General features: G+C 60.5%; 27 protein-coding genes and 1 pseudogene. 9 read left to right on the top strand and 19 right to left on the bottom strand.

Going from position 1 to position 26,955, the window contains the following annotated elements; all coding sequences use genetic code 11:
• Window positions 1-2 precede the first annotated feature (2 nt).
• The 9 genes from tssE (at window position 3) to IPK66_02825 (ending at window position 11,487) form a co-directional block, all read left to right on the top strand.
• Entirely contained in the window at window positions 3-488 is a 486-nt protein-coding gene (gene tssE / locus IPK66_02865; GenBank protein MBK8174251.1) for a type VI secretion system baseplate subunit TssE, read from the top strand.
• The gene (gene tssF / locus IPK66_02860; protein MBK8174250.1) at window positions 478-2,331 is read left to right on the top strand and encodes a type VI secretion system baseplate subunit TssF; all 1,854 of its coding nucleotides are present in this window, start codon (window positions 478-480) and stop codon (window positions 2,329-2,331) included. The genes tssE and tssF overlap by 11 nt, the downstream gene beginning before the upstream one ends.
• Window positions 2,295-3,419: a type VI secretion system baseplate subunit TssG gene (gene tssG, locus IPK66_02855; protein ID MBK8174249.1), complete on the top strand. Its 1,125-nt coding sequence runs from the start codon at window positions 2,295-2,297 to the stop codon at window positions 3,417-3,419. Before tssF ends, tssG begins: the two co-directional genes overlap by 37 nt.
• Complete coding sequence (gene tssH, locus IPK66_02850; protein MBK8174248.1) at window positions 3,407-6,043, top strand: type VI secretion system ATPase TssH; 2,637 nt, start codon at window positions 3,407-3,409, stop codon at window positions 6,041-6,043. Before tssG ends, tssH begins: the two co-directional genes overlap by 13 nt.
• Window positions 6,043-8,004 (top strand): type VI secretion system tip protein VgrG, encoded by a 1,962-nt coding sequence (gene tssI, locus IPK66_02845; GenBank protein ID MBK8174247.1) that lies wholly within the window; start codon window positions 6,043-6,045, stop codon window positions 8,002-8,004. The genes tssH and tssI overlap by 1 nt, the downstream gene beginning before the upstream one ends.
• A complete protein-coding gene (locus IPK66_02840; GenBank protein MBK8174246.1) occupies window positions 8,004-8,717 on the top strand; it encodes a hypothetical protein in 714 nt (237 codons plus the stop codon). The genes tssI and IPK66_02840 overlap by 1 nt, the downstream gene beginning before the upstream one ends.
• A gap of 366 nt (window positions 8,718-9,083) precedes the next feature.
• Entirely contained in the window at window positions 9,084-9,878 is a 795-nt protein-coding gene (locus tag IPK66_02835) for a M23 family metallopeptidase (GenBank protein ID MBK8174245.1), read from the top strand.
• A 147-nt stretch (window positions 9,879-10,025) separates the two neighbouring features.
• The gene (locus IPK66_02830; GenBank protein ID MBK8174244.1) at window positions 10,026-10,439 is read left to right on the top strand and encodes a 3-phosphoshikimate 1-carboxyvinyltransferase; all 414 of its coding nucleotides are present in this window, start codon (window positions 10,026-10,028) and stop codon (window positions 10,437-10,439) included.
• A gap of 142 nt (window positions 10,440-10,581) precedes the next feature.
• Window positions 10,582-11,487: a TauD/TfdA family dioxygenase gene (locus tag IPK66_02825; GenBank protein ID MBK8174243.1), complete on the top strand. Its 906-nt coding sequence runs from the start codon at window positions 10,582-10,584 to the stop codon at window positions 11,485-11,487.
• A gap of 288 nt (window positions 11,488-11,775) precedes the next feature.
• On the opposite strand, the pseudogene IPK66_02820 reads toward IPK66_02825, so the two are convergent.
• The 19 genes and pseudogenes from IPK66_02820 to IPK66_02730 all read right to left on the bottom strand — a co-directional run bounded on the left by IPK66_02820 (window position 11,776) and on the right by IPK66_02730 (window position 26,835).
• Window positions 11,776-12,768: pseudogene (locus IPK66_02820) on the bottom strand (IS3 family transposase).
• A gap of 170 nt (window positions 12,769-12,938) precedes the next feature.
• Window positions 12,939-13,493 (bottom strand): HNH endonuclease, encoded by a 555-nt coding sequence (locus tag IPK66_02815; protein ID MBK8174242.1) that lies wholly within the window; start codon window positions 13,491-13,493, stop codon window positions 12,939-12,941.
• A 120-nt stretch (window positions 13,494-13,613) separates the two neighbouring features.
• A complete protein-coding gene (locus IPK66_02810) occupies window positions 13,614-14,282 on the bottom strand; it encodes a dienelactone hydrolase family protein (protein ID MBK8174241.1) in 669 nt (222 codons plus the stop codon).
• A gap of 102 nt (window positions 14,283-14,384) precedes the next feature.
• Window positions 14,385-15,239: a DUF4743 domain-containing protein gene (locus IPK66_02805; protein MBK8174240.1), complete on the bottom strand. Its 855-nt coding sequence runs from the start codon at window positions 15,237-15,239 to the stop codon at window positions 14,385-14,387.
• Window positions 15,240-15,351: 112 nt separating this feature from the next.
• The gene (locus IPK66_02800; GenBank protein MBK8174239.1) at window positions 15,352-15,720 is read right to left on the bottom strand and encodes a global cell cycle regulator GcrA-like protein; all 369 of its coding nucleotides are present in this window, start codon (window positions 15,718-15,720) and stop codon (window positions 15,352-15,354) included.
• A 215-nt stretch (window positions 15,721-15,935) separates the two neighbouring features.
• Window positions 15,936-16,448: a cell wall hydrolase gene (locus tag IPK66_02795; protein ID MBK8174238.1), complete on the bottom strand. Its 513-nt coding sequence runs from the start codon at window positions 16,446-16,448 to the stop codon at window positions 15,936-15,938.
• A gap of 85 nt (window positions 16,449-16,533) precedes the next feature.
• A complete protein-coding gene (gene terL / locus IPK66_02790) occupies window positions 16,534-18,027 on the bottom strand; it encodes a phage terminase large subunit (GenBank protein ID MBK8174237.1) in 1,494 nt (497 codons plus the stop codon).
• Window positions 18,028-18,071: 44 nt separating this feature from the next.
• Window positions 18,072-18,605: a hypothetical protein gene (locus IPK66_02785; GenBank protein MBK8174236.1), complete on the bottom strand. Its 534-nt coding sequence runs from the start codon at window positions 18,603-18,605 to the stop codon at window positions 18,072-18,074.
• 87 nt (window positions 18,606-18,692) lie between these two features.
• The gene (locus IPK66_02780; GenBank protein MBK8174235.1) at window positions 18,693-19,046 is read right to left on the bottom strand and encodes a hypothetical protein; all 354 of its coding nucleotides are present in this window, start codon (window positions 19,044-19,046) and stop codon (window positions 18,693-18,695) included.
• A 102-nt stretch (window positions 19,047-19,148) separates the two neighbouring features.
• Complete coding sequence (locus IPK66_02775) at window positions 19,149-19,439, bottom strand: hypothetical protein (protein ID MBK8174234.1); 291 nt, start codon at window positions 19,437-19,439, stop codon at window positions 19,149-19,151.
• Between the two features lie 78 nt (window positions 19,440-19,517).
• Window positions 19,518-19,961, bottom strand: coding sequence for a hypothetical protein (locus tag IPK66_02770; protein MBK8174233.1), 444 nt, complete (start codon window positions 19,959-19,961; stop codon window positions 19,518-19,520).
• 42 nt (window positions 19,962-20,003) lie between these two features.
• Window positions 20,004-21,899 carry a hypothetical protein gene (locus IPK66_02765; GenBank protein ID MBK8174232.1) on the bottom strand — a complete coding sequence of 632 codons (1,896 nt, stop codon included), beginning with the start codon at window positions 21,897-21,899 and terminating at the stop codon, window positions 20,004-20,006.
• Entirely contained in the window at window positions 21,899-22,468 is a 570-nt protein-coding gene (locus tag IPK66_02760) for a hypothetical protein (GenBank protein MBK8174231.1), read from the bottom strand. Before IPK66_02760 ends, IPK66_02765 begins: the two co-directional genes overlap by 1 nt.
• Window positions 22,469-22,616: 148 nt before the next feature.
• A complete protein-coding gene (locus tag IPK66_02755) occupies window positions 22,617-22,886 on the bottom strand; it encodes a hypothetical protein (protein ID MBK8174230.1) in 270 nt (89 codons plus the stop codon).
• Window positions 22,887-22,900: 14 nt separating this feature from the next.
• A complete protein-coding gene (locus tag IPK66_02750; protein MBK8174229.1) occupies window positions 22,901-23,719 on the bottom strand; it encodes a hypothetical protein in 819 nt (272 codons plus the stop codon).
• Window positions 23,720-23,975: 256 nt separating this feature from the next.
• Window positions 23,976-24,710 carry a hypothetical protein gene (locus IPK66_02745; GenBank protein ID MBK8174228.1) on the bottom strand — a complete coding sequence of 245 codons (735 nt, stop codon included), beginning with the start codon at window positions 24,708-24,710 and terminating at the stop codon, window positions 23,976-23,978.
• A gap of 54 nt (window positions 24,711-24,764) precedes the next feature.
• Window positions 24,765-25,046, bottom strand: a complete 282-nt coding sequence (locus IPK66_02740; protein MBK8174227.1) for a hypothetical protein — start codon at window positions 25,044-25,046, stop codon at window positions 24,765-24,767.
• Window positions 25,043-26,659 carry a head-tail connector protein gene (locus IPK66_02735; GenBank protein MBK8174226.1) on the bottom strand — a complete coding sequence of 539 codons (1,617 nt, stop codon included), beginning with the start codon at window positions 26,657-26,659 and terminating at the stop codon, window positions 25,043-25,045. Before IPK66_02735 ends, IPK66_02740 begins: the two co-directional genes overlap by 4 nt.
• Window positions 26,623-26,835, bottom strand: coding sequence for a hypothetical protein (locus IPK66_02730; GenBank protein ID MBK8174225.1), 213 nt, complete (start codon window positions 26,833-26,835; stop codon window positions 26,623-26,625). Before IPK66_02730 ends, IPK66_02735 begins: the two co-directional genes overlap by 37 nt.
• Between the last annotated feature and the right edge of the window lie 120 nt (window positions 26,836-26,955).

Below are 26,955 nucleotides of genomic sequence, written 5' to 3'. Positions count from 1 at the left end.
CTATGGCGGGTCCCCGTCCGATCACGGGTGTGCCGACTCCTCTGTTCGACCGGATGATGAATGATAAAGGATGCGACGGCGAAGACCACGGTGCGCCGAGCCGTATCCTTGACCGGCCGTCACTGCTTGCGTCCGTTGCCCGGGAGCTTGAACGCCTTCTGGGCACGCGCGCATCGGTCGATGCGGCGACGCTCGCCCGGCGTCACCCACGCAGCACGCTTGATTATGGCATTCCCGATCTGTCGTTTTTCCAACTGGCTGGGCCGGACGGGGCGGCAACGATGGCGCGGCACATCGTTGCGGCGATCGCCGCGTACGAGCCACGGCTAAAGCGGCCAAGGGTGACGATTGAGCCTTCCGTCGATCGGCGCGACGGCGCCGTCGCCCGTATCGAGGGAAGCCTCGCCATGGGCTCGGTGATCGAGCCCGTGGTCTTTCGCGTCGCCCTGGGTGTCAGCTCAATTTCCGGAGCCATCGATGACGAGTGAAGCCGCGGAAGAACACCGTCGCTATTATCTTGGCGAGTTGGAATATTTGCGCACGGCGGGCGCCGAGTTCGCCCAGCAGTACCCCCAAGTGGCCGGTCGCCTCGATCTCGGCGACGAGGGCTCCTCCGATCCGCAGATCGAGCGACTGATCGAGTCCTTCGCTTTCCTGGCCGCCCGGTTGCAGCGCAACATCGACCGGCAGTTCCCCGACATCGCCGCTGCGCTCTTGGATGTCCTTTATCCACAGCTCACGGCGCCGATCCCGTCAATGGCAATCGCCGAATTCGTCGCCGATCCGGAACAGAGTCGCTCTCTGCAGGGTCTATCCCTGCCAGCGAACCTGCCAATGTATGCCACGGCCGAAGATGGCCTCGTTTGCCGTTTTCGCACCTGTTATCCGGTCACGTTCTGGCCGGTCGAGGTCGCCGACGCCGACTTCGTCTCACCTGGGGCCTACGCGTTCCTCGACGATCGCTCTGACGTCGCCACGGTGCTTCGCCTGCGCGTGGCTTGCCTTGGCAATCGCACGTTCAGCGAGTTCGCGCCGCCGTTCCTGCGTTTTCATCTGCACGGGCAACTCGCCCGGACCGGTCCGCTCTATGAATTGCTGTTCAACGCGACGTCGCAGCTTGCCATTCTTCCCGAAGAAGCGGCATTGGTCGCGCCGGGCGAACGAGTCACCCAAAGGCCAACCCTCGTCGCCGCAGACCGCATTCGGCCCGTTGGTTTTGCAAGTGAGGAGCCGGTCCTGCCCTATCCGCCGCACGCACATCAAGGCTTTCGGCTGCTGCAGGAATACTTCACCTTCCCTGAGAAGTTCCTTTTCTTCGACATCGAACGGCCGGCCGAAGGCGGTGCGCTCGGCACCGGCGCACGCGCTGACCTGCTGTTTCTGTTCACAGAGAAGCCGCGACAGGCACTGATGTTCGATCGCACCACATTTCGTCTCGGGTGCACGCCGATCGTCAATCTGTTCCGCCGAATTGCTGAGCCCATCCGTCTCGACGAAACTCAGCTCGAATATCGGCTCGTGCCTGACGTGCGTTTCGAGCGCTCGACAGAAATCCATACCATCCTCGACGTGTCCGCCAGCCTCACGCCTGAACGCAGTTCCTGCGCCTTTCGCCCGTATTTCTCCTTTACCCACGCTGATGATCAGCAGGCGCCCCTCGCCTACTGGTCGATGCGCCGTCAGCCGACGCTGCGGGCCGGCCTGCATGGCAGCGATACGCTGATCTCGTTCCTCGATCTCGATTTCCAACCGATGAGCCCTGCCTCGAAAGTCGTGTTCGCGCACACCTTGTGCACGAATCGCGGCATCGCCGAACAGATGCCGGCGGGCACGCCATTGCACATCGAGGTTGACGCACCCGTAAGCACGATCCGCTGCCTCAGTAAGCCGACGCGGCAGCTCATCCCCCCTTACGCTGGCGAAACTCTGTGGCAGCTCGTCTCGCATCTGTCGCTCAATCACCTTTCGCTGGCAGGTGGCCCCGAGAGCCTCGCGGCACTGCGTGAAATCCTCAGCCTTTACGCGGGGTTGGGTTCAACGCGGGTGGCTGAGCAAATTGCCGGCCTGACCGCGCTGTCAACACGCCGTGTCGTCCGGCGGATCGGTGCGGATGCTTGGCGTGGCCTGTGCCGTGGAACCGAGGTCACGCTCGAATTCGACGAAACCCGCTTTGTCGGCGCCAGCGCATTCCTGCTCGGGGCCGTTCTCAGCCGCTTCTTCGCCCTTTATGCTGCGGTCAACTCGTTCACCCAGCTGGTGGTGACGAGCAGGCAGCGTGACGGAGTCTGGACCGAATGGCCGCCGTTCTGCGGAGAAACAGCCGTCCTCTGATCGAGCATCTGAATAGCGAGCCGCAAGGCTTCCATATCCTGCAGGCACTGCGATTGCTCGAACGGCTGCATCCCGGTTGCGTTCCGATCGGCAGCGGTGGCCACCCGGCGCTCGAAGCGGTTCGGTTCGTCTCTCAAATCGACATGGCGTTTCCGGCAAGCGACATCGATTCCCTTGAATTCGCGCGTGGTGCGAGCGCTTCGGCAGGCGAAATGACGCAGAGCGCCGCACCACAAACGCGTATGCGCGTCAATTTTCTCGGTCTTGCCGGCGCATTTGGTCCGCTGCCGTCGTCGATCAGTGAGCGGACGATGGCAACGGCGCGCGCGGGGAATACCGCTACGCGCGATTTTCTCGATATCTTCAACCACCGCCTCGTTTCGCTGTTCTGTCGTCTGCACCGCAGCCGGCTTGTCGCCATGCAGCCGGGACTGCCCGCCGAAGGCCACACCGCCGCGGTGCTGTTCGCCATCCTCGGTCTCGGCACCGCCGGTCTGCGGCAGACGCTGCCGCCCGTGCGTCACAGCCGGATGGGCGGCGCCGAGCGAAGCCTGCTGGCACCAGCGGGACTCCTCGCTCGACGTCCCGCCAGCCTGCACGCCCTGGAGCGCCTCGCCGCACACTATCTCGACCTGCCGGTGCGTGGCGCCCCGCTGCAGGGCCGCTGGCTCCACCTCGATCCGGGACAGCGCACGGCGATCGGGTACAGTGGACGCAACCGCGCGCTCGGCACCCAAACCGTGCTGGGCGGGCGCACCTGGGATCAGCAAGCGGCGCTCCGTCTCGACCTTGGTCCGATGCCGCTATCGCGCGCCCTTGAGTTTCTGCCTCGCGGAAGCGCCAACCGTTCGCTTCGCGCGCTGCTCGGATTTGCGGTTGGCGACAGCGTCGACGTCGAACTGCGGCTGATCGTGGCCAAAGAGGAGGTCGAGCCGGTACGGCTGTCCCACCGCCAGGGGGCACGGCTGGGCTGGACATCGTGGCTGGGCACGCGCCCACGCCAGCAACATGGCGTCGTGGCGCTACGTCTTCCGTGTACGACACTATCGAGCGCCAGCGCCGAAGTGGGGAAGACATGCCTGAGTTGAAGGCGCTGATCGGCCGGCTTAATCCGCATTGTCGGCGCTCGTTGGAGAAGGCGGCCGAGCGCTGCCTGCGGGAGACCCACTTTACGGTTGAGCTTGAGCATCTGCTGCTCGAACTCATTGCCATACCCGATACTGATGTGGTGCGGGCACTCGCGACCTACGACGTTGATAGGGACGCACTTGTCGTCGACCTGGAGCAGGCACTCGACCGGTGCAAGCGCGGCAATGTCCGCACACCGGCGTTATCACCGCACGTAAGCACGGCGCTCGCCGAAGCTTGGTCTATCGCATCGCTCGACATGAGCGAGACGCAGGTCCGTTCGGGGGCTCTGCTGTGCGCGCTGCTGGATGGCGAGGCGTTGCGCGGTCTCTTGCTCAACGCCGTCCCACTGCTTTCGCGCATCCCTCGCCACCGGTTGATCGAAGATTTACCGGAATTGATGCGCGGGAGTATCGAAGACACCGAGCGGGCAGCGTCCGATCGTGATGAACAGGCTAGATCCCGGCCTGGGAGCACGGGCGATCTCGCGCGCCGCTCGGCGACGCCGGCCCTTGATGCTTACACCCACGACCTGACCGCCGACGCCCGTGACGGACGCATCGATCCGATCGTCGGGCGCGACGCGGAAATCCGCCAGGTGATCGATATCCTGATGCGGCGCCGACAGAACAACCCGATCCTCACCGGTGATGCCGGCGTCGGCAAGACGGCGATTGTCGAAGGATTTGCCCAGCGGATCATCGCCGGCCAGGTGCCGCCGTCGCTCGCCCACGTTACCGTGCGCACGCTTGACCTCGGACTGCTCCAGGCCGGCGCCGGGGTCCGTGGCGAGTTCGAACATCGATTGAAACTGGTCATCGACGAAGTTTCGGCATCCACGCACCCGATCGTTCTGTTCATCGATGAAGCGCACACGATGATCGGTGCGGGCGGCCAGGCCGGCCAGGGAGACGCGGCCAATTTGTTGAAGCCGGCCCTTGCCCGCGGCAGTTTGCGTACGATCGCAGCGACCACCTGGGGCGAATACAAACGGTATATCGAAAAGGACCCGGCGCTTGCCCGGCGCTTTCAGGTGATCAAGGTCGCTGAGCCGCCCGAGGACGTTGCCATCGAGATGTTGCGCGGAGTCAGCGCCGCACTGGAGGCACATCATAAGGTTCGCATCCTCGACGAGGCGATCATTGACGCCGTGAGCCTGTCGCATCGCTATATCAGCGGCCGGCAACTCCCTGATAAGGCGATCGGTGTGCTGGATACGGCGGCAGCGCGGGTTGCCATCGCCCAGGCGGATTCGCCGGCGCCGTTGCAGGACGCCCGCCGGCGTGTCGCCGGCCTGCGCACTGAAATCGCCCGGCTTGAGCGCGAGGGACGCTCCGGCGCCGATCATAACGAGAGGATCGAGCACCTGACGATTGCTCTCGATTCCGCGGACGAAGCACATAACCGCCTCCAGGCACGCTGGCAGCTTGAGCGCGAGACGGTGCGACGCATTCGGGCAATCGAAACGCGGCTAGAAGACTCTCCGGCGGACAACGATGACGCTCTTCGCCGCGAACTCGCCGGACATCGCCTCGAACTTGAGGCCATTCAGGAGGAGAATGCGCTGGTACCGGCCGCCGTCGACGGGCGCGTTGTCGCCGACGTTGTCTCCAGCTGGACCGGAATCCCCGTCGGCCGCATGCTGGCCGATACGCTTGCGACAGCACGCACGCTGGCCGAGCGAATGCAGGCGCGGATCATTGGCCAGCATGCGGCACTGGATACCATCTGCCGGCGCATTCAGACCTTCTATGCCGAACTGAGCGAGCCGAACAAACCCACTGGCGTCTTTCTCCTCGTCGGACCCAGCGGTGTCGGCAAGACGGAAACGGCAATGACGCTGGCCGACCTGCTGTTCGGCGGTCAACGCGCACTCATCACCGTCAACATGTCGGAATATCAAGAGGCGCACTCGGTCTCCGGCCTGCGGGGCGCCCCGCCCGGCTACGTCGGCCATGGCAAGGGTGGCGTGCTTACGGAAGCCGTGCGCCGCAGACCCTATTGCGTGCTACTGTTGGATGAGGTGGAAAAGGCACATTCGGACGTTCTGGAAGTCTTCTATCAGGTTTTTGACCGGGGCATGCTCGAAGACTCCGACGGCCAGGTGGTCGATTTCACCAATACGGTCATTCTTCTGACTTCGAACGTGGGCTGGGAGATCCTGGAGGACAGGGCGCGAAACCGAGACGGCCCCGCAATTGACGGCGCTGTGGCCGCGATCCGGCCCGCCCTCCTGCGCTGTTTTCCTGCCGCTCTGCTCGCCCGGCTGGTGATTGTGCCGTACCGCCCGCTCGATCACGGCGATCTGCAGTCGATCGCGCGGCTCAAGCTGGCTCGCATCCAGGAACGCTTCGCCCTAACGCGGGAGGCGGAACTGACATATGACGACGCCATCGTAACCTCGATCGTCGAACGCGCGCGTGAAACCGAGAGCGGTGCGCGAACCATCGATGCGATCCTGACCCATAGCTTCCTGCCGAGCCTTTCCGGCGTTGTTCTCGACCGGTTGGCAGACGACATGGAGATCGGCGCCGTGCACGTTCGCCTCGATCCGGTCGGCGAGTTCGCCTTCGAGATGCGTTAATGCCAGAGGATTCACCGACGCGAGCGCATTCCTCGCTGCAGGTGACGACACCGCTCGGCACCGATGCGCTCTTGCTGCAGGGCCTCGATGGCGAGGAACATCTCTCGGCGCCGTTCACCTTCCTGCTTAACCTGTCCGCCAAGGACGCCGATTTTGACTTATCAACGCTGGTCGGAGCACCCTCTTCGGTCAAGCTGATAGACGGTGACGGCAACGAGCGTTTTCTTCACGGCATCGTCACCCGTGCTAACCGGTCCGGGATCGTCTGCTCTGCAGAATTGCGCCCGTGGCTTTGGTTGCTGACATTGAGCAGCGGATGCCGGATCTTCCAAAACATGAGCCTGCCCGACATCGTGTGTCAGGTCTTTACCGACCACGGCTTTACTGATTACAGCCAAAGCCTGACCACGACATACCCCTCCGTCGACTATTGCGTGCAGTACCGCGAAACGGCATTTGACTTTGTCAGCCGCCTGATGGAGGAGGCCGGAATCGCTTATTTCTTCCAGCATTCAGCCGATGCTCATCGTCTCGTGCTCGTCGACGATCCTAGCGGCCATCCCGCATGCCCCAACATCACTGCGCTGCCGTTCAAACCGCTGGGCTCGGCTCCCGGGTGGCTCGGCGATGCGCGGATTGAGAGCCTCAGCGTGGAGCGCAACGTCGGCGTTACCGCCTACCAGGCGGATGATTACAGTTTCGAGACACCGTCGACCGATCTTAAGGTCAGCACCGGTGAGGGTACACGCCAAGTCTACGAATACCCCGGCCTTTTCCTTGCGCGCGATGCTGGCGAGCAGGCGGCGAACCGCCGGATGCAGGCATTCGAGGCTGGGATCACGCTGGTTTCCGGCACCTCGCCAGTGCGCGCGCTCAGCGCCGGGTGCACGTTCACTATTAGCGAGCATCCGAGCGAGACACTCAATTCTACGTACCTGCTACGCACCGTGCGTCATACCGCGCGCCAAAACGAGTACACAAACAGCTTCGTCGCGCAGGCCGCAGATGTGGTATTCCGCCCGCCGCGCCGGACGCCGCGCCCCGTGATCGCGGGATCGCAAACCGCCGTCGTTACCGGATCGCAGGGCCAGGAAATTTGGACCGACCAATACGGCCGCATCAAGGTCCAGTTCCACTGGGATCAGGTGGGACAAAAGGACGAAAACAGCTCCTGCTGGGTGCGGATATCACAAAACTGGGCGGGTGCCTCCTGGGGCGCGTTCACCTTGCCGCGTATCGGACAGGAGGTGGTGGTGAGCTTTCTTGACGGCGATCCCGACCGGCCGTTGGTCACCGGCTGTGTTTACAACGGTGATAATCCGGTTCCCTACACCTTGCCGGACGAACAGACGAAGACAACGCTCAAGAGCAATTCCTCGGCCGGGGGCGGTGGTTCGAATGAGTTGCGTTTCGAAGACAAGGCTGGCAGCGAAGAGATCTTCGTGCACGCGCAGAAGGATCTGATGCTGACCGTTGAAAACGACCGAATCCAGACGATCAACCACGATGACACGGCAACGATCAAAAATGACCGCGCGGTAACAATCAGCGAAGGCAGCGAAAGCCTTACGGTCTCCAAGGGCGACCGGACGATCGCCGTCGAGACCGGCAAGGAGACGCACACGGTCAAGTCCACGCGCGCGTTGACGGTGACAGGGGCGGAAACCCATACCAACGACGCCGACTTCACCCACAAAGTCACCGGCAATTTCACCTTGGAGGTCGACGGCAGCATCACTATTAAGGCAGGCAGTTCGATCTTGCTCGACGCTGGCGGATCGCTGACGATGAAGTCCGGCACCAATCTGACCGCCACCGGCGGCACGTCGACCACCGTCACCGCCGGCACAGGGCTTACGCTGACTGCCGGGACGACCGCGCAGCTGACGGGAAGCGCTTCCGGTACCATCGACGGCGGAGGCATGCTCGAGCTCAAGGGTGGGTTGGTGAAGATCAACTGATGGCGCCCGAGTCGCTCGAGTCCGACGCGCGCAACGAGGGACATCTGGCGGACGGCGTGATCGAAACGCAGGGGCCGGACGGCAGGGTACTCGAGCGCGCCGGGATCAGCGGCGGACGACTGCATGGCGAGACGCTCGTATTCGACGCCGACGGCGCGCCGCGACAATCCTTTCGCTTCGCCCAGGGCTTGCTCGACGGACCGGCTGCGGTTAACGGCGACGATGGGACGGTGCTGGCCCGGCTCACCTTCGCGGCCGGCGTGCTCGACGGACCGTTGACGATCTACCGCGGTGGCCAGCCGCTGGCGGTGATGCCCTATCGCGCCGGCGCTTTACATGGCGAGATGCACAGCTATGCGCCCGATGGCGGAATCGCCGCCGTCGTTCGGTTCGAAGATGGCCGGCGCCACGGCCAAATAACGCTCTATCGCCCCGACGCTAGCGTGCTGCGAACCGAACAGTGGGTGCATGGAGCCATGGACGGAGACACCGTCGATTACGACGAGGCCGGCACCATTCGCCGTCGCACGTCGTTCCGCGCCGGGCGTAAAGACGGTGAGGCCGTCGAATACGACGCGCACGGCCGTATCACCGCCCGGACGTTCTATATCGCCGATCGGCCGATTCCCGCAACCGAGTTGCCCGCGGCAACGGGGATGACCCCGAAACCCCGGGCCAACTGGCTCTTTCGGATGTTCGGCGTTGGACGCTGACCCCCCGCCGGTTGCGCGTTCATCCTTATCTCGGCGGAAGATGTTGCCAAACTGTTGCATGGAGCCGGGCTTCAACGCGGACATATGGACCGGCGATTGCGGGCTGGCGGCGGCCCGCGCATAATCCGGGACATGCTCAGTGCTTTGTGCGCCACACGCTGTGTTGTAAAAGCTGCGTCGTGCAGTCTGCTGCTGTTCGCGACGGCGGCGTGTTCGACATGGCCTGAGCCGGTGGCGGTCTCGACGTCGGGCGGATACCCGGTCTCATCTCTTTCCGCGTTTGCTTTGCCGGTACCCCGACCGGCTGCGCCGTTGCCGGTCGCCGAAACCGCGGGCGCACCAGCTATGGCTGGCACGGAGCCAGGGGTGGGCGTCGCTGCACAAACGCGCGAGCCGGGAGTACACTGGGTCCGCGCCGGTGAAACTGTCTATACAATCGCGCGTCAGAACGGCATCGATGCCTATCGGCTGATCACGCTGAACAAGCTATCGGCACCGTTTAATCTGTTCGAAGGCCAGCGCCTGGCACTGACCGGAAGCGCCGTATCGACAGGAGAAACAACCACGATCACCGCCGCGTTGCCCGCCTCGAGTGCGACTGCGGCGAGCGATGCCGTCAATTTAACGCCATCCACACCGGACGGCGCCGTGCCGGCGGCAAGGCCCGTCTTTACGGATCGCGCAGACGAGCCCCCCGATCACCCGGTTGTTGCTCATTCATCGATGCAGGTTTCGCCGCCGGCAAGTGCCGGAGGTTTCGTCTGGCCGGTACAAGGCCGCATCCTCTCGGAGTTTGGGCCAAAGGGCGGCGGACGCTATAACGACGGCATCAACATCGCCGCCCGTTCCGGGTCGGCCGTGCGAGCGGCTGATAGCGGCGTTGTCGCTTACGCCGGCAACGAGCTGCGCGGTTTCGGCAATGTTTTACTGATCAAGCACGCCGGCGGCTGGATGACCGCTTACGCGCATAACGACGCGGTTCTCGTCGCGCGCGGCGAGCGTGTGCAGCGCGGGCAGGTGGTCGCCCGGGTCGGCGACAGCGGAAATGTCGATCGTCCGCAGCTTCATTTCGAGATTCGTAAGGGCAAGCAGGCAATTGACCCGCTCTCGCAGTTGCCGCGGCCGAGCGCCGCGGCAACGACACGGCGCGACGCCGGATAATCCGTCTGCGCCCGATTCCAATCATCGGCTCGCCTTGCCCACGAGGTGGGGGTGATCAGATGCAGGGGAAAATTAACCGTTTTCTGCTAGCCTCGTGGTCCGGGTGATGCGGCGAGCAACCGATCCCGCGAGCGAAAGGCGAGCCGGATGCGTGGCGATAGCGAAGATCCGTTCATCAATACGTTTTTTTCCCGCATTTCGGCAGAAGTCGCGGCGAGTTTCGATGCGCCACAGCTTGATGCGATCAAGCGCGCGTTCTCCGCGCGCGCGCGCGGTGTGCACGCCATCGACGTGCGGCTTTCCGTGCCCCTTGGACACCGTTCGTGGTACGTCGTTTTCCTCGCCGGGCGTGAACGGCGAACGATTGAACGATCGCTGCTGGAGCAAATCGTGCGCCCACTCGGAGCGCTTGCCTCCGCGATCATCGTGGTGCTGTTCCTGTTGACGTTCGCCGCCGGTACCGCCGCCATCCTTTACACCGGCAAGCGGGCGCTGGGGATTGATGTCTTCCCGGGCATCGACATGCTGCCCGACAGAACCATAGAGCGCCTTTTACGCTAAACAGGCGCGACTCGAGCTCTGCACCCGCATCACATTATGTGACAACACGTTGCAAACACGCTGGAAGGCTGGCGCCGATCCTACATGTTCTGATAGTGGCAATTCGACTTCCACGCGCCGCAACGGAACACGAGGCTCGCACATGGACATCAATCTCGCAGAAAAGCCCCTCAGCGACATCATGCTGCGGCCCCTGTCGGCCGCGCTGGGAGCGGAGGTCGTGGATCTAGACACATCCCGTCCAGCCAGCGACGCGGCAATCGCGCATTTGAGGAGCGCGCTTGATACGTATGGTATACTGCTGTTTCGCGCTCAGCGCCTCGATGCCGATTCGCATCTAACCTTCGCCCGTCGTTTCGGCGCGCTGCAAGAGGTGGCGCAAAAGCAGTATCAGATGCGCGGCAAGCCGGAGATCTACATCATCGGCAACGTCGAAGAGAACGGGCGACCGATAGGCGATCCGTCGGTTGGGCGGCTGTGGCACTCCGATCAGTCATTTTTGCCGTATCCGGCCATCGGCTCGCTGCTGTACGGCGTCGAGTGCCCGCCGCAAGGGGCCGATACACTGTTCGCCAACATGTATGCCGCCTATGACGCACTATCGGCGGATATGCGCGCGCGGATCCAGACACTGCATGCCGTTCACAGTTTTTCCGAATATTATGAAGCGCTGCGCGACCGTGATCCAACCCAGCCCGAGCTGACCGAAACCCGCCGCGCGCTCTTTCCCGACGTTCACCATCCGCTCGTGCGCCGCAATCCCCGCACCGGTCGCCGAGCGCTGTATATCAATCCCGGTTATGCGACCGGCATCGTCGGACTACCTAGCGCCGAAGGCAATGCGTTGTTGCACGAACTGTTCGCGCATGCAGCAGACGCGCGCTTCGTCTACGCTCATCAGTGGCTCAACGGCGATCTCGTCATGTGGGACAACCTCGCCGTTAACCACAAGGGCACGGCTTTCGATACCGGGCAGTATGTTCGTCGCATGCATCGGGCCACGGTCGCAGGCAACGCCGAGCTTTATCGTGCTTCGCTGCTGAACTGAGAAGTCGGCCGCTGCATGACGCGCCTGTTCGGCATGCGTTGCCGAGGAACGGGATCGAGCATCGCCTGACCAAGGTAATGAGATGGACCCCTTTGGTGGGATCACTGGAGCATCGTTCCTGATTGGAAGGCTGGCCGGCTCTGTCCTTGTCGATCACGCCACGCAAGGCGTTTGTTGCTGTTGTCGCGGTGGGCATGTGGGCGACGCGGCAGCGTCGTCCAAGCGCAGCGTCATGTCCACGGCGTTGCCGGGCAGGGAGCCGTGGATGCCATCGCGCCACACCGCCATCGGGGTCCGGCCGGCCAGCGCCCGATGCGGCCGGCGGGTGTTGTAGAAGCCGATCCACGCGGCGATCCCGTCACGTGCATCGCGGCCGTCGGCGTAGCCCTTCAGATAGACGTCCTCGTCCTTCAGCGACCGCCACAGCCGTTCGATGAAGACGTTGCATCCATCGGCCGTCCATCGAGATCCGGAATGTCGGCGCTCGCCAGCCGGCCGGTGAAGGCGGCGCTGATGGACTGGCTGCCCTGGTCGGTATCGAAGATATCGCGCCGGCCGAAGCGCGCCAGCGCCTCGTCGAGGGCGTCGCCGCAGAACGCGACGTCCATCGTGTTCGACAGCCGCCAGGCCAGTACCGCCCGGCTCACCCAGTCGATGATCGCCACCAGGTAGAGGAAGCCACGGCCGATCGGGATGTAGGTGATATCCGCCGCCCACACCTGGTTCGGCCGGTCGATCACCAGGTCGCGCAGCAGATATGGGAAGATCTTGTGCCCCGGCGCCGGCTTGGTCGTCCGCGGCTTCGGCCCCAGGGCTACGATCCCCATCCGCCGCATCAGCCGCTGCACCCGCTTGCGGTTGACCGAGAGACCTTCCGCCCGCAGCATCCCCGTCATCCGCCGCGAGCCGAGGAACGGCCAAGCGGTGAACAGCCCGTCGATCCGTAGCATCAGCGCCAGATCGGCGTCGTCGTTCGCCGGCGCTGGCCGGTACACGCCCGACCTCCTGGCTAAAAAAATCCCGCTCGACCGTCAGCTGCCCGATCTTGGCGTGCGGCGTCTCGATCTCCCGCTCGCGCGCCTCGTCCGCGTCGATGCCGACGCCCGGATCGAAGGCCGGCGCCGCGGTGTCCAAGAGCTGCTTCTTCCAGGCATAGCTCTGGTTCGGATGAACCTCATAACGCACCGCCAAGCCCGTCACCGTCGCCTGCTCCCGCAGCGCCTCCAGGGCGATCTTCGCCTTCAGCGCCGCATCGAGCTTCCGTCTCGGCTTCTTCATCATCATCTCCGTCTACCACGACGGAGCCGACCCCGCTCCAATCAAGCCCCTGGTCCCAAATTCGGGGTCCACTTCAGGGGCATCGCTCCCTCCAAAAGCACGGCAGCCACATCGGATCAGAGACATACCGGTAAATCCAGCGCCACCCGCGCACAGGTCCCCTAGGTCGGTGCTCAACTTTCGAGCTCGGTATCCCAATAGAGGTAATCGCGCCAGCTCTCGTGTAAGTAGTTAGGTGGGAATGCACGGCCGTTTTCCTGCAATTCGTACGTGCTCGGTTCGTGCGGCGGATGCAGTGGCCAAATACCGCAGTCCCGCGGGAGACGGTGGCCCTTCTTCAGGTTGCAGGGCTCGCAGGCGGTCAGCACATTCGTCCATTCCGTGCGTCCGCCACGCACGCGGGGGATTACATGATCGAATGTCAATCGCTCCGTCGGCAGTGACAGGCCGCAATATTGACAGGCGAAACTGTCACGCAGGAAAACGTTGAAGCGCGTGAACGCTGGCCGGCGCGCGACAGGAATATACTGCTTAAGGACGATCACGCTCGGCAGGCGCATCTCCTTCGTCGGCGATCGCACGGCGCGATCGTACTCAGACAAGACATTGACGCGTCTGAGGAAAACGGCCTTCACCGCTTCCTGCCACGACCACAAGGACAACGGAAAATAGCTAAGCGGGCGGAAATCCGCATTGAGGACAAGGGCTGGATAATCTTGGGTGCCCATAAGATCGCTCTCTCACCCGCTGGAGCGCGCGCAGCGTACAACAAGGAGTGGCCAAACGCCAAATCCCAGGTGCGTGAATCTTTGGTGAATTGCCGCGCAATTCTCAGACCTGCCAGTAGCTCAGGCTGTCGCAGCGAAAACGCGCGCTAGAAACGCGAGGTCAAACCGCAGCGTCGTCTCGTCGATGCCGTGTCCCAAACCCGGCACGAGGTGAGATTCAACAGTGATTCCCGCCGCCTTGAGACCCGCCTCCGCGGCGGGAAGGCAGGCCGCGGGTAAAACTTCATCGGCGGCGCCGTGTGTCAGCATCACCGGCGGTCGACAGGTGATTTCGCTGGAGAAACGCTGGTCGGCAACCAGCATTCCGGAATGCGCGATAATGCCGGCGATCGGCCGGGCGCGTCTCAGGCCGACATGCAAGGCCATCATTGCTCCTTGCGAAAAGCCGAGCAAGACGAGGTTCGCGTCTTTCAGCTGATGTCGAGAAAGTTCGGCATCAAGGAAGGCATTTAGCATCGGTGCGGCGGCGCGCACTCCGTTCATCCGCGTATCGGGACGCATGTCTCCAAGGCTGAACCACATATACCCAAAAGGAGCCATATCAAATGGGAACGGCGCGTTCGGCGCAACCACGTATGCTTGCGGTAGAACTGATTGCAAATACCCCGCAAGACTAATGAGATCCTTGCCATCGGCGCCAACACCGTGAAGCAGAACAATGAGTTGCTTTGCGGTGCCGCCGCCGATCGGTGGCACCGACGGACCATTTAGCAGCCGATCGCTAGCCATGTCGTTTCCCTGTCCTGCGCCGTCGTTTACGGCGGCATACGTAACGGAAAAGACTGGCCGTGGCGAGGAGAACCACCGACCGCCCCACGGAGCGAGATCAGATCAGCGAGGGGCGTGCAGGCCGTGAACGATGGCCAGATAGTCGGCTTCATCGTCCGGCGAAAGCACCCCATGTCGGATAAGAAAATCAATCACGACGAGCGCGCAGTTGAATTTGAAGGCCTCCGTATCGCGAACCATTTCACGGACACGATCGACAGGCCACAGCATAAACTCGGCAATTTCGCCATCGCGATTTACCGGAACAAAGTCTGGGGGAAGCTCAAGATCAAACAGATAAAGGACGTCCCGGCGCAGACCTTCTGGCCGCTCTGTACAGTATGATAAAGCCCCAACGGGACGTGCGTAGCGAATGAGTCCCGTTTCAATCCCGGCTTCCTCCTCGCTTTCCTTGATAACTGTCTCGAAAATACTGTACGCGGCTGAGCGGCCCCCAGCGACAATTTGGTCAAGCTTATTCGGCGCCGTCTGCTTATCCGGGCTACGTCTGCCGACCCACATCAGTAGTTCTGATCCGTCGCGTACGAAACCGTTGATATGCACTCCCGACGCCCAGACGCCAAATAATGGCACGGCGGCTCGCTCCAGAGTCATGAGCGGCCGCATCTCCGGCCTTGGCGCAACCGGATAGACCTCTTCCCGCCAACCGCTCAGCACGCCCCGTGTCGCCAGCAGGCGGAGCACATCATCCACTGCCTGTGTTCGAACGTCCGGATGATCAAGAGCCGGCTGCAGCCGAACGAAATCGGCATCGACATCGAAAACCGCGGGAAATTCCGCCAGATGAGCAGCAAATTCCGGCCGCATCAGCCCGACATCCGCCCCCTCAATCGAGAACGGCAGATATCCTGCCGGGTCAAACACGGCACACGCCTGAAGCCTTTCGACGAAGCTCATCAACCCTCCTTCACGCCGGACCTAGGATGATTATCTCCGACGGGAAGGTTGACTATACGCTGGCGCCGCAATTCCGCGGAAGCAGGGACGAGGGCGATGGCCAAGCTTGTGATCAGGCAACCGAAGACGCCCCACCACGGTCACGATTCGTCCGGATATAGGCGACGGCGCAGTGCTTCGCACAGTAAGGCTTGCCTGAAGCCGCCGGCTCACCACAAAAATGGAAGTCGGATTCACCGGGATTGCCAACTGGCCAACTGCACATGCTGGCGTTCAGCATGTCGAGGCGGACAACATCCGCGGGCGTCGGCTCATCCTTCAAATTTGGCCGGCGTTGCGGCAGTCCGAGACGATGCACTTTTCCGATCACCGCATTCTTAGTGATGCTAAGCCGGCGACCGATTTCGCTCGTGGGAAGCTCCTCGTTCCACAAAGCAATCAGTGCGGCAATCCGTTCGGGCGTCCAGTCGGCGGTCGACATCTCTCTGCCAGTACCTGCGTCCAGAGAAATTAGGGATATCCAGAGTTCTTCGGCGAACGTCGTTCGCGCTAACGCCCTGGTGATAGCCCACATTCTTGCGAATTATATGCGCGCTGTCCACAATATATTGAGTTTTCCACAAGATTTTGAGATCTTGACGGAAATGAGCACTATCGTCGCCATCTCTCGCCGTTTGCCTTCGACTTCAGGCAACGTCAAGCCGATTCGCAATCCGTCGTTACTCGAGGCTCGGCCCCGTCGTCATCTTGACCTCCCTCCGCCTCCTCCTCAGAGTAGAAAAGGAAGGATCCGATCCAAGCTCGTGGGTTCAACGATCGTGACCAGGCCGGACTGATACCAATCGCGTGAAACCGCGTCGCTCCACACGTCGGATCGCGCAGGGCACCGCTAAGCGCACGCCTCGCTATTCGCCGGCAAGACGCGAAGACAGCATCGTCATCATGTGATTGAACGCCCGCGGTCGCCCCGAGACGGTCGAGACAGTGCACGAAGGCAAGCCCTCTCAAAGCCTCGACTCGCCAGGGTCCACGAAGTTCGTCTCCGCTTGATCCGAGCAGTTGGTCGACCTGATTGGAGATCGTCGCCGCAAGAGCCTCGCGCGCGCGAACAGATTCGCCACCAGCTTCAGCGTACAAAAAGTGCGCAAGCAAACGTATGGCTTCACGAACGCCGTCGTCGCCCGCGAGCAATTCAGTTCCAGCGTCCACGGTAGGTCTCCACGAGTTTTGTCGATTGATACGACGGTGCGTGCGGTTATCCAGCGCTGGCGGCACTCGCCCCAAAGCGGCCTTCTCAAAGATCGAAGTCGGCCCGCTCGCTGTGCACGCCAGCAATTCCAGGTCGCCAATTACGAAAGGCTGGCTGTGTGTTGGTCTGGGACCGCGGCAAGCGCACAGGCTCACTGGCAAGGCAACCGGCAACGGCATCAAGGCCATCGTCTCGCCCTCGCCGCCCAGGCGACCACTCACGCATCTCTTCGATAAAGGGACTCGACCACACGCTCCGATGCGCAGAGAGGCGACTCGCCGCTAGCACGGCGTCGAACGCGTCAACGATCCGCAGGTCTTTGTTCCGCGTCGTGCACTTCTCTACGACTGCACAGGCAAGGCCGCTGACCCGCAATTCGTTACGCAGCAACCCAGGAAGGAACCGTCCGAGACCGTTGGTCTCGAGCGCAATTGCTGGCAGATGGAGGGCACGGACAAATTCAGCAACCTGACGACAAAGCTGCGTCGCTTCGTCAACATCCTCCAACTGTCGAGGATCATGCTGCAGATAGCGAATTCGATGGAGCCAGTAACTCCCTCGATCATCAACGAACACGGCGGCAATGACGCTGGCGTCGCCCTTAAAGGGTGACCCGTACGAAGGGTCCCACCAGCACGAGGCGGAGACGAGTCGTCGTCCCTGCAGCGTTAGCATCGCCTCCTGATTGCCTTCGGTGTAACATAACTCATCGTCATAAACGCCCAAGTGGTCTGCGTTCAGGCGGCCCTCGGTCACGCTTCGAGGACGTAGCAACATCTGGCTCTCGAACTTTGCCGGACCAGTCCGCCTGCGGATTGCTTCGATGCGCTCGGCGGTAAAGCGCTCCGGCCAACGGCTTTGCTGGCATTCATCGAACAATGGAAGCTCGAGCCTTTGAAATCCATCGAGAACCGGCCGCAGCTCACCAAGATCAGAGTGGGCACATCTCGAATAAATAGAGTAATATGTATGCGGCGTTCCAACAAATAGCTGTAATCCACCTGGAACAAGAACATATTCTAGTTCATGCAGTCGATTGCGCAATTCTGTACGTTTTAGTGATGAATCGCATGTATTTGGAACCTCGACGTCGTCGCATATGACGACGTCTGCTCGCAGGCCAGTTATGTTTGCAGAAACTCCCTTAGCCAGCATAGATGGATCACGCAGCTCTACACGTCGACGCACAGTAAACTGATCGGATGCCCAATGCTCGGAGTGTGCTGGCTTCAAAGCCACTGTCAGGGGATGACGCTCAACGATGCGCTTGACGTTACGCACCATTTTCTTTGCCAGCGCGAAGTCGCCAGCAAACACAAGGATGCGAAGTGCCGGATTTCGATGCAACAGCCACGCGCAGAAGAGGCCGACAAGGCTTGATTTTCCGGAGTTTCGAAACGCGAGCAAAAGAAGCTCACGATCACCATCGTGCCACCGCTCGGCAAGCCAACGGGCGATTTCCAAGTGCAGCTTTGGAGTATTCTGATTTTGACGTTTGTTCCAGATCCATACGAACTCCGCGAAACCAACGTCTATCATTGTTCAGCCAAGCCCTCTTTACTCTAGCGACGCCATTTTTTTCGTCATGGGGTATCGGTTGTCGCCGTGAGAGCATTCGTCTGCCCCACAACCGTAGGCACGGCGGACGGCGCCAGAATCCCGGCTGATACCGCCCGTCGGAACGTCAACTCTGAGAGAAACGCGGCGAAGTCGGGGCAATCCCGCAGCAATTCGTCGATCCAGGCGGAACCGAGACGCTGATCGACCGCAGCCCCGCTCAGGGTTGCTGGAGTAATCAATGGACTAAAGCACCGAGCGCGACGTACGCGCTGCCGTTCGATGTTCGCCTGGACGAGAGTTTCGATCGTTGCGCGCTGTGATACGCCAACCGCCGTATCAGTAATGGTCCGAACTTTTTCGATGTAGCTGCAGTTGGCGAGCACGGGCAAGAGCGCAAAAAGGACTGTATTTGCGACGTATGAAGCGCGCGGGACGCGCGCGGATGAGCAACTTAGATCGAGTGCGGACTCGCCACGGTTTTCTTTTTTTCCTAATGACATACGCACACGGAAAATGCCCCGCGCTCGCGAGCGAGCGCGGCAAATGACACCGATCATGACAAACTCTCATAGTAGGGGTTGATGCGTTGAACAGATCGATGATGGAATGAACCATCGCGCATCAGATGAGCGAGGACGATCCCGTCACTGGTCGTCGATCGTTTCGTTTCTCAGCGCGTCCTCAGCCTCGCGGATTAGGCCATCAAGGCGATCGGCATCAAATTCGGGCGGTTCGTCGAGCCCATTCGCTCGAGCCCAGTGTGCCAACTTGACAAGAAGCTGGACGTGAGAAAGCGCCGCCCGACAACCAGCTTGATAGGCAACAAATCCCTTTGGATCATCGGGAGGACAACCCGCTGCAAACCGGCTGTAGCCCTGCATTGCGCGGTTGAGCAGACGCGGCAGAGTTAATAATAGTTCGGATCGTAGGTTAGCGAGCCCCTCCTGCGGAGGAAGAACACCCGCCGTGTCGTCGGTTCGCCTTTGCCCGACGGTCATTATCCGGCCTCCCTGCTGTGCGTTGGCGTCATTGTTTTCTTGATGCGCTTTCGATTGCTGCGATCCAAACGCGCGCGCGTATAGGGTGCCTATCGCAATGGCTTAAGGTGTTTCGGGCGCGGACTGCTCCTTCACCGCCGATTTTGTCGCCGATGCTTCACGAAATGACATGGCCTTTATGTCAACTCCCAAGGTCAGCCGCTTTTGGGCCAATGCACGTCCGGCCATCGCCGTGATCACACCTGAGAACTCGGCGAACTGGTAGATCACACCCAGTGCCGTATCCGCATCGACATCGACAATACCGAGATTACGCAAGGAAAAGAGGATCGCAGTGACCAGCGGCCCGACGAATCCCTTCGAAAGGTACCACGGCTTACTGTTCTCGTTCATTGCCCGTTCCTCGGTCGGTTGCCATGCGCCTCTTGGTCAAATGGCAAACCTTCGGGGCCTGCACCCATCGCCTTGGCTCTACTCGCGGCTATCGAGCAACGGCACGGAGCGAAGGCCGCGTTGAACAAGGGAAAATGCCGAACGATACGTTGGCGAAGACGCGTCGAGAAGATTGCGTCGCCGCTGCCAGTCAGCGTCTTGCTGAATTTTTCCGATTCTCAGGTTGCTCAAAGCCTGAGAATCTGCCTCTTCCTGAGCGGCGTCCGCTTCGATACCCGACAGCACGGCCTGCGAGGAAGCACCACCTGTGATTCCTTGGGCCCCAAACCGGGCGCGTTGTGTCGCGAGTGCGCGGCGGAGTTGATCGCGTCTCTGCTGAGAGTCAATCTGCTGAGTCTGACGAATTTGTTGGACTTGTGCGTCGGCTTCAGCCTGGGCTTGAGCACTCGCAGCGCCCTGCTGGGCCGATTCGAGGCCCATCTGCATGACACTCATCGCGGCGGTGGGCAACATTCCTCCCATGCGATCATACTCCATACAAAACAAGGTATTTACCGCGTATCATCAGTTCACACCGAGTTCGGTCGAAACCGACAGAAGTGAAAACGGTAGCGGCGTGTTTTGTTCAATCCGCCATAAGGGCTGCAGCCCCCCTTCGCGCCAGCCGAGGGTGCGAATACTGACATCACCGCTGAACGGCGGCGGCGGGGTATCAAGGATATTGGCGCCAAACCGCCTGAACGGAACATGCACGGCGCCTTGGCCGGTATCGAGGTAAAGGGCGCTCGTTTCCCAGACGCGGAACGTTAGAGACACGGGACGCAACCGGCTCCATTGTCCATTGGCGATCGTCTGAGTGGCCGGTGGCAGCGGCTCGACAATATGGGTGAAGGCAAGACCTATCTGGACCGCTTTCGCCGGTTCAGGCAAGGTCACTGCGCCGCTCTCGACGATCAGATCGGGCAAGACGGCACCATCGGCGACAACAGCGACGACCTGACCTTCGAGGTGTCCAGCCCCCGTCCAAACCGTTTTGGCAGCCGCCGCCGTGCCAGAGAGACCGCAGTCGACCTGTAGCGTATCGTCAAAGGCCTCAATTGAGATGCCGGCGTCGCGCTCGACGAGCACGTAGGTCGTTTCACCGACAGTGGCGACCGAAAGGAAGCGCCCGACGGTCTGTTGCAACGTCCAGGCGCTCACCTCTTCGTCGCGATAGGCAGTCAGCGTCGCCATCGAACCATTGGTCATGACGATGTGCAGCAAGCGACGCGCTAGGTCGTAAGCCATATCAACCGGACGATCGACGAGATGATGCGCCAGCATCGCGAGGTCCGCCGCCTGATAGGCTTGCTCAGTATCCGCGAAAAGGAATTCGCGAAGCTGCGGGCCGGAGCGCGGCACGAATATGGTGGCGCCATCGATGTCTCGCACAGGAACGGTGCGATCAATTGGCGATCCGACACGCGTCTGACGGAAGAGCTGGATGCTCGTGGGTGTCAACGGCTCGCCGGTTACCATCCACTCGGCGCCTGAGGTAAATATTTGTAGGTGCCGCCCGGAAAATACGTGGCGGATCGCGTTAACCTGATCGGAGAGAATGGCGAAGTCTATTGCCTCGTCATCAAGCCCATCACCAAGATCAAAATTAAATAAATCTCCAGATTTTGAAAGTAATAGGCGATTTGGCAGATCTCTGGAGCCTCCGATGACGAGCCGATCTTGATGGAAACAGACGCAAGTCGGCCACCCATGGACAGGTGAGAATGCTTGTTCAGACCAGTCTTCAGTCGCCGTTGTACTCGCGAGTGTTTCCTTTACCGAAGCCTGCGCCTGAATTGGTGAGGTAACACTCAGAATCTCAAGCTCTTTATCTTCGATTCTCATTCGCACACCGACGTGTGCCGCGACAAACGTCGCCGCAGAAGCAGTCAAGGTGACGTTCCCGCTCGTACCGCTCGCTTTCATAGTTACTGCGGGCGCGGCAAACTTGTTATGCGGAGCGTAAATTCGGCTATCCTTCGACTGGAATGTCCAGTTGGCAATATCCCAGGCCGTATCGCTCGTTCGCGTAATCTTTTTCGGAGGAACGTCAGGATGCACGACGAGCAACGTGTCTGCGCTCTGTGTCCAATAAATCTGAGACAGTTGTTCAAATGTCCATGGAGCATCAAAAGCGGTCATTTGCTGACCGTCGCGGTAGACATCAACGCGACGATCACTAAATATTAAAAGATAGACTTGTTCTGTGTTGAACTCGAACGAGACGAGACGCCCGGGGCCAAATGCCATGTCGACGTAACGCAGTCCATCGCGTCGGGCAAGTCCACCCGTCGGATGAATGAAGACGTTGCGCAGCTTTGCCGCGCCATTGTCGTATGCGCGCAAATCGCCGCGACCAAGCAGCTCCGGGCCAATTTCACCACCAGCAAAGCTCGTCTTAACCGAGCGAATCCGACTCATTACTGCCGTCCTTCGAGCAGGGTAAAATCTTCAATTGCCGAGGGGGTATCCTCTTGTGCATCGATCAGTTTGGCGCGCCGGAGCTCGGCTTCGGCAAGCTTCTGCAGGTTGTCCCAGCGGCTAGTGCTATCGGTCAGCGGAATACAGAATTCCGCTGCTAGCTGAGCGATCAATGCGATGTCGAAAAACGGCGGAAAATCTGCCTCGTCAGGGCGATAGATATAGGTAAGGACAACGTCGTCCTCGTCAGCGTGAAGTTGTCGGCGTGAAACACGATAGCGAATCCCCTGGCCACGGCCTCCGGTGCCGGCTGAAAGCACGCGAATGCATTCGCTTGGCAGTTGAAACGCGTTCGCATAATCCGCGATCGGCACGTCGGAGAGCTTTGCGAGTACGGTTTGAACTATGGCGAAATTCCACGGATGCGCCGATAGCACGGCATCGCGTACCGGCGGATAAAGACTGGCGGCCACTTCGGCTTCCATCGTTCCCTCGTCGAACGAGGTGATGGTCTGTGCGCCAATCTTGAGCAGTGCGCGGGAGCACAATCCGATCGCAGAAAGGGCCATTCACGAGACCTCCTGGTGAGCGCCCGCGCCTCTGAGCGCGGATGAAATCAACCAAATGACGACACGTCGCCGTCCTGCCGGCAAAGTGCGTCGGCGGCACCGCAGAGCTCATCTGCAGGGCCGCCGAAAACAGGAGAAAAAACGAAGGTCAGTCGGTATCGGCCGTGCCGACCGGCGTAATGTTGGCAATATCGACGATGCCGCCGGAATTTGAATTGACGAGAAAGATGCCCGCGCCAGGCGTCCCGGCGGTATCAACATTTGCCATAATCATGTCACCAACACGCAGCATATCTGCAGCGGAATTGAAATACCCCACTGTATCTGCCGTGGTTGCTGTATCCGTTGTCACGTAATGCCAAAGCGTAAAGCCGTTGGCGTAAGCGAGAACACTGAGATTGTGTGGATTGTACGCCATTGATCTTTCCCCCCTTAGCTCTCGAGACAGCGCATCGTGACGATACCTGTCACGTCGATCAGGCAGGCGCCCTGGCTCATCATGTTGTTGACGAAATGCGCGGCTCGGTCACCGTGCCAAGTGATGTCGGTTTTCACATCGGCACCGATCGCGTGTCCCACGGCCGTCTTGTGGAACCAGAAACACTTGCGAACGGAACCTGTCTTCGGAAGACCGGAGTGCGGTAACCACATGGCACCAAGCCAACGCTTCGCCTGCGTACCCTTCCACGGCAATTCATCATCGCCAATGTAATCGGCATTGCCGAATTCTTCGATGTTGAGCAGATCGCTCCACTGCTTCCAGCCAACGACGGCAAACCGCTGGCCATCGTCCGGCACATCGGCCGCGCCAAGCATCTCGAATGCGGTAAGGACTTTAGCCTTGGTCAGACCGTCCGTGTCAGCACCGGCGAACTGGGCGGAAGAGGCAAGCTGACTGATGATCAGATCATCCGTCTTACGGCCCAGTGCGTATGCGCCTGCCTTGGCGACGACCTGCTGTTCGTTAATATTCGTCTTCAGCTCATCGAGCTGATCGACCCAGTCGCCAGCATAGTAGTCCTGTAGCGTGCATTCGACCGGAACGTGATCGACATTCATTACCGGCACCTTGCCGTGCCGCGCCTTCGTCGACGCCGTACCTTTACCGACTTTCTGAAATGTCGTTGTTGCTCCAATGACACTATTTTTGATCCTTACGGTGTTCCGCAGTTTTGATCCCATCTGCTGATATTGGAGATGAACTTCGGCTTCAAAATTTTTTACGAACGACAGTTCGACCGATGTCGACATCCGTTTGCGCTCCTGTTGCGCTCATTGAAGATTGACGGTTGAACAAACGGCCGGTTGTGGACTTTCCGCCGGCGGGGCGCGTTTCGAAGGGCCTCGCCGCGGGCGTCGTCCGCAGCAGGTTGTCCATTTTCGAAGAGACGCGGATAGAACACTTTGATCTGAAGGAGACGTAACGCCGTACCGCTCAGATCAATGCGGAGCGCTGGCCGAGGAAACTGACGTCCCCCAAGCGGCACAGCACATGTAAAAAGGGCGCTTATGCCTTCTGTTGATAGAGACGCCGAAAACCGTCCCTGACCTTCTCAACGACGGCAGGGTCCTGTTGACGCCAGTAACGAGGATCGCGCATCAATTGCTTCAGCCCTGCTTCAGTCACCATCCCGTCGCCGCCCTGGCCATCGCGCGTGAGGCCCGGCTCTTCGCCCTCCATCATGCGTTGCATGGCGATGACGCCTTCGAAGGTCGTCGAGAGCGCCTCGAATACGCGTGCGGGCAAACGCGAGCGACCCCAGGCGTCAAGTTGACGCGCAACCTCTCGCCACCGCTCCTCGCCGCCGAAGTGCTGAACGAGATGATCGATTTGGTTCTCCGCCTCGAACATCGAGGCGAGTTCCGCAATCATCGGCATCATGCGTTCGGAGGCAAGGTCGTAAACGAGCTGTGCTTGGTCCTGGGTAAATCCAGCAGCATGAAGCCGCTTATTGATATCGGCATCAGAACTCATAAGGTCATTTTTGACGATTAACTTATAATTGTCCGGACCGAGCGGGATTTCTCGATTACCAAGAGTACCTAATTTACGTTCAAGTTCCAGGTATGACTTTATGAGTGCGTCAATTCGAACCTGACCTGATTTATCGTCCCAGAACTTGTCGGGAAGCCCCGCTGGACGATCGCCGCGTGCAGCGGCCGCTTGCGCGGTTACCTGCGAGTCGGAGCCGCCTGGATTGGGCGCATCCGCCAAGCTGGATTCAAGCAGGTTCTCGGTCATCTTAGCTCTCCGTTGTTTAGCGAAACGAATGGGCTTGCGGTGAGGGAGCGCTGATTATTCATTGCTCATGCCCTTGGCAACGAGCCCGAGGATGTGGACAACCAATTGCCTTTGACCTTCTATGTGACGCAAAAGCTGGTCGGGCGCGTTCGGGCCAAGGGAACGGTCAAGCGTTAATCGGCGTAAGTAGCCGAGAACACGTTCTCCATCGGGGGTTCCGAAGCACCGGGCAAACGACACGCTGACGCTCGGCGAAGCATCTTGATGCGCGGCGAGATCATCCCCGCTCATGGATAACGGCTCGAACCACGTCCAATCATTGGTGGTGGTCGTCATCTCAAGACTCGAGAGAGCAGGGCCGCGATGTCCTCTGTCGTCGGCAGACCCGGGTTGTTCCCACCCTCATGGCTCGCCGTCCGGCCGATCTCGGCGACAGGAGGTTCGCCCACTGGAACGTCGCGCATCAGTTCTCCGGGTACGCCGAGAGTGCGGCCAAGCCAGCGCGTCGTCGCCGCCAGATCCACGGCACTTATGGCCACGTCGCCAAGGGAGCGGACCGAGTCAAGCCAGATCAGCGTGTTCTGTACGTCCTGCTGCGCCTGAAAGCGTGCCTGCGGTGATTTATATTCCAGGGCGACGATACGATGATCTAGCGGCAAGTCTGGAATTTCGCCCCGACGCGCAAGTATGCTGCGTCCGCGCGAGACCAGTGGCGAGAGCAACTCTGTCTGCAGACGCCCGTACGTGGCTCCGAGCACACGAGCCATCTGCGCGGCTCGCTCCAGAACCTCCGTCGCCGTCATTTTCGGACCGTTCACTTGGCCAAGAAAATCAACGAATAGGGCTTTGCGGATGCGCTCCCGCAACTGATCGAGAACGAGTTCAGAGACGTCGAAACGGCCTGGCGTTGCGAGCGGAGTCAAGCCTGCGGATCCGACTGCTTTGGGAATAATCGTGCCGGGAACGAGCTTTATTGTCGCCGGATTGATCACACCGTCGTCGTCGGCCTGCCAGATGCCGGTGACCGCAATCGATGCGTTCTTCAATACGAGCTCAACGACTTTGTTCGCCGTTTTAATGTCCGGCAGCGCCTTCATCACGGGGGATCGCCCATAAATTTCCCCCGGCGCTTTCAGCCAGCGGAAATTAATGAACGGTGATGAGGAAAAGCGACCTTGCGCCAGAACCGTAGGCTCGCCGGTACCGGCAATGTCGGACTCGGTAACGGCAAGGTAACTGTAGACTCCGCCATCGGGAACGACAGCTTCGAGCACGGACACCCGCACATCAGCGTCCCCAGAGCGATCCTTCTTGACCAGTTGCGCTATGCCCCGTGCCGCAGGAAAGCGCGCCAATAATTGCGCCACGGTAAAATCGTTCCGACGGAAACTCACGTCCAGACGTCCCGTCGGACCTTCCTCTAGAACGATCTGCGACAGCGGAACTGCGGTGAAGCGAAAGGCCGATGCATCGCCAGAGGCCGCCTCTTCAAAAAGCAAAGAAGCCGTTCCGGCGGTCACCAGATCGAGATAACACTGGTGCATCTCGACAGCAAAATTTGAACGGTCGAAGTGCGACTGCATTACGCTGTTCGTGCGTTCAAGCCCGGCCCCAACTGCGGCGCGCTCCTCCGCATTGATGTCCGGGCCGGCGGCAAAACCGAACCAGCGCGCCCAAGGCGGGGTGAGGTTCGCCATCATGCTGGCAGCAAGCTGATCTACGGCATCAGGCGCAGTCCCGTCAAAGATCCGGTCCCAACGCCGCGCTCCGGCGGTGCTGCTGGATATTGCAGTATCACGAGACGGCAGCGCGAAGTCGTAGCACTCCTGCCACAAGCCCTCCCAGACCGAACGTCGTTCTCGCGCGCGCTGGTAACGCGACCATGCGTTTTGTGGTGTCAGGTCGGTCACGTTTATTCTCCGAGGAGGGACTTGCGCTGCGGAACCCATTCCGCAGTCACGAGCATGCCGCGCGGTGACGTCGTAATCGTTCCGGCCCGTCCGGCCCGCGCCCGTTCCAGAGCATCGAGACGTCGCTGACGTTCTTCACTTGCGGTATCGACCGCGGTGCTCGTTGCAACCGATTGCACCTTAGGCGGCGTTGCCGCCTTGATCAGCCCACCCATGCGTGGGACCCTCCTGAATTCGGTTGCGAGGATGCGGTAAAAACGCACGAATGGCGTTCGCAGATAGGTATATATACCTACTCTGTTGTTCCTGTCAAGCGCTACTTTCCGGCCAGCATC

The sequence above is a fragment of the Rhodospirillales bacterium genome, from assembly GCA_016712595.1.
In the GTDB taxonomy this organism is placed as follows: Bacteria; Pseudomonadota; Alphaproteobacteria; order Rhodospirillales; family Defluviicoccaceae; genus Defluviicoccus.
Note: the sequence above shows the minus strand (reverse complement) of the source record. Positions and strands in the feature narration are given on the sequence as shown.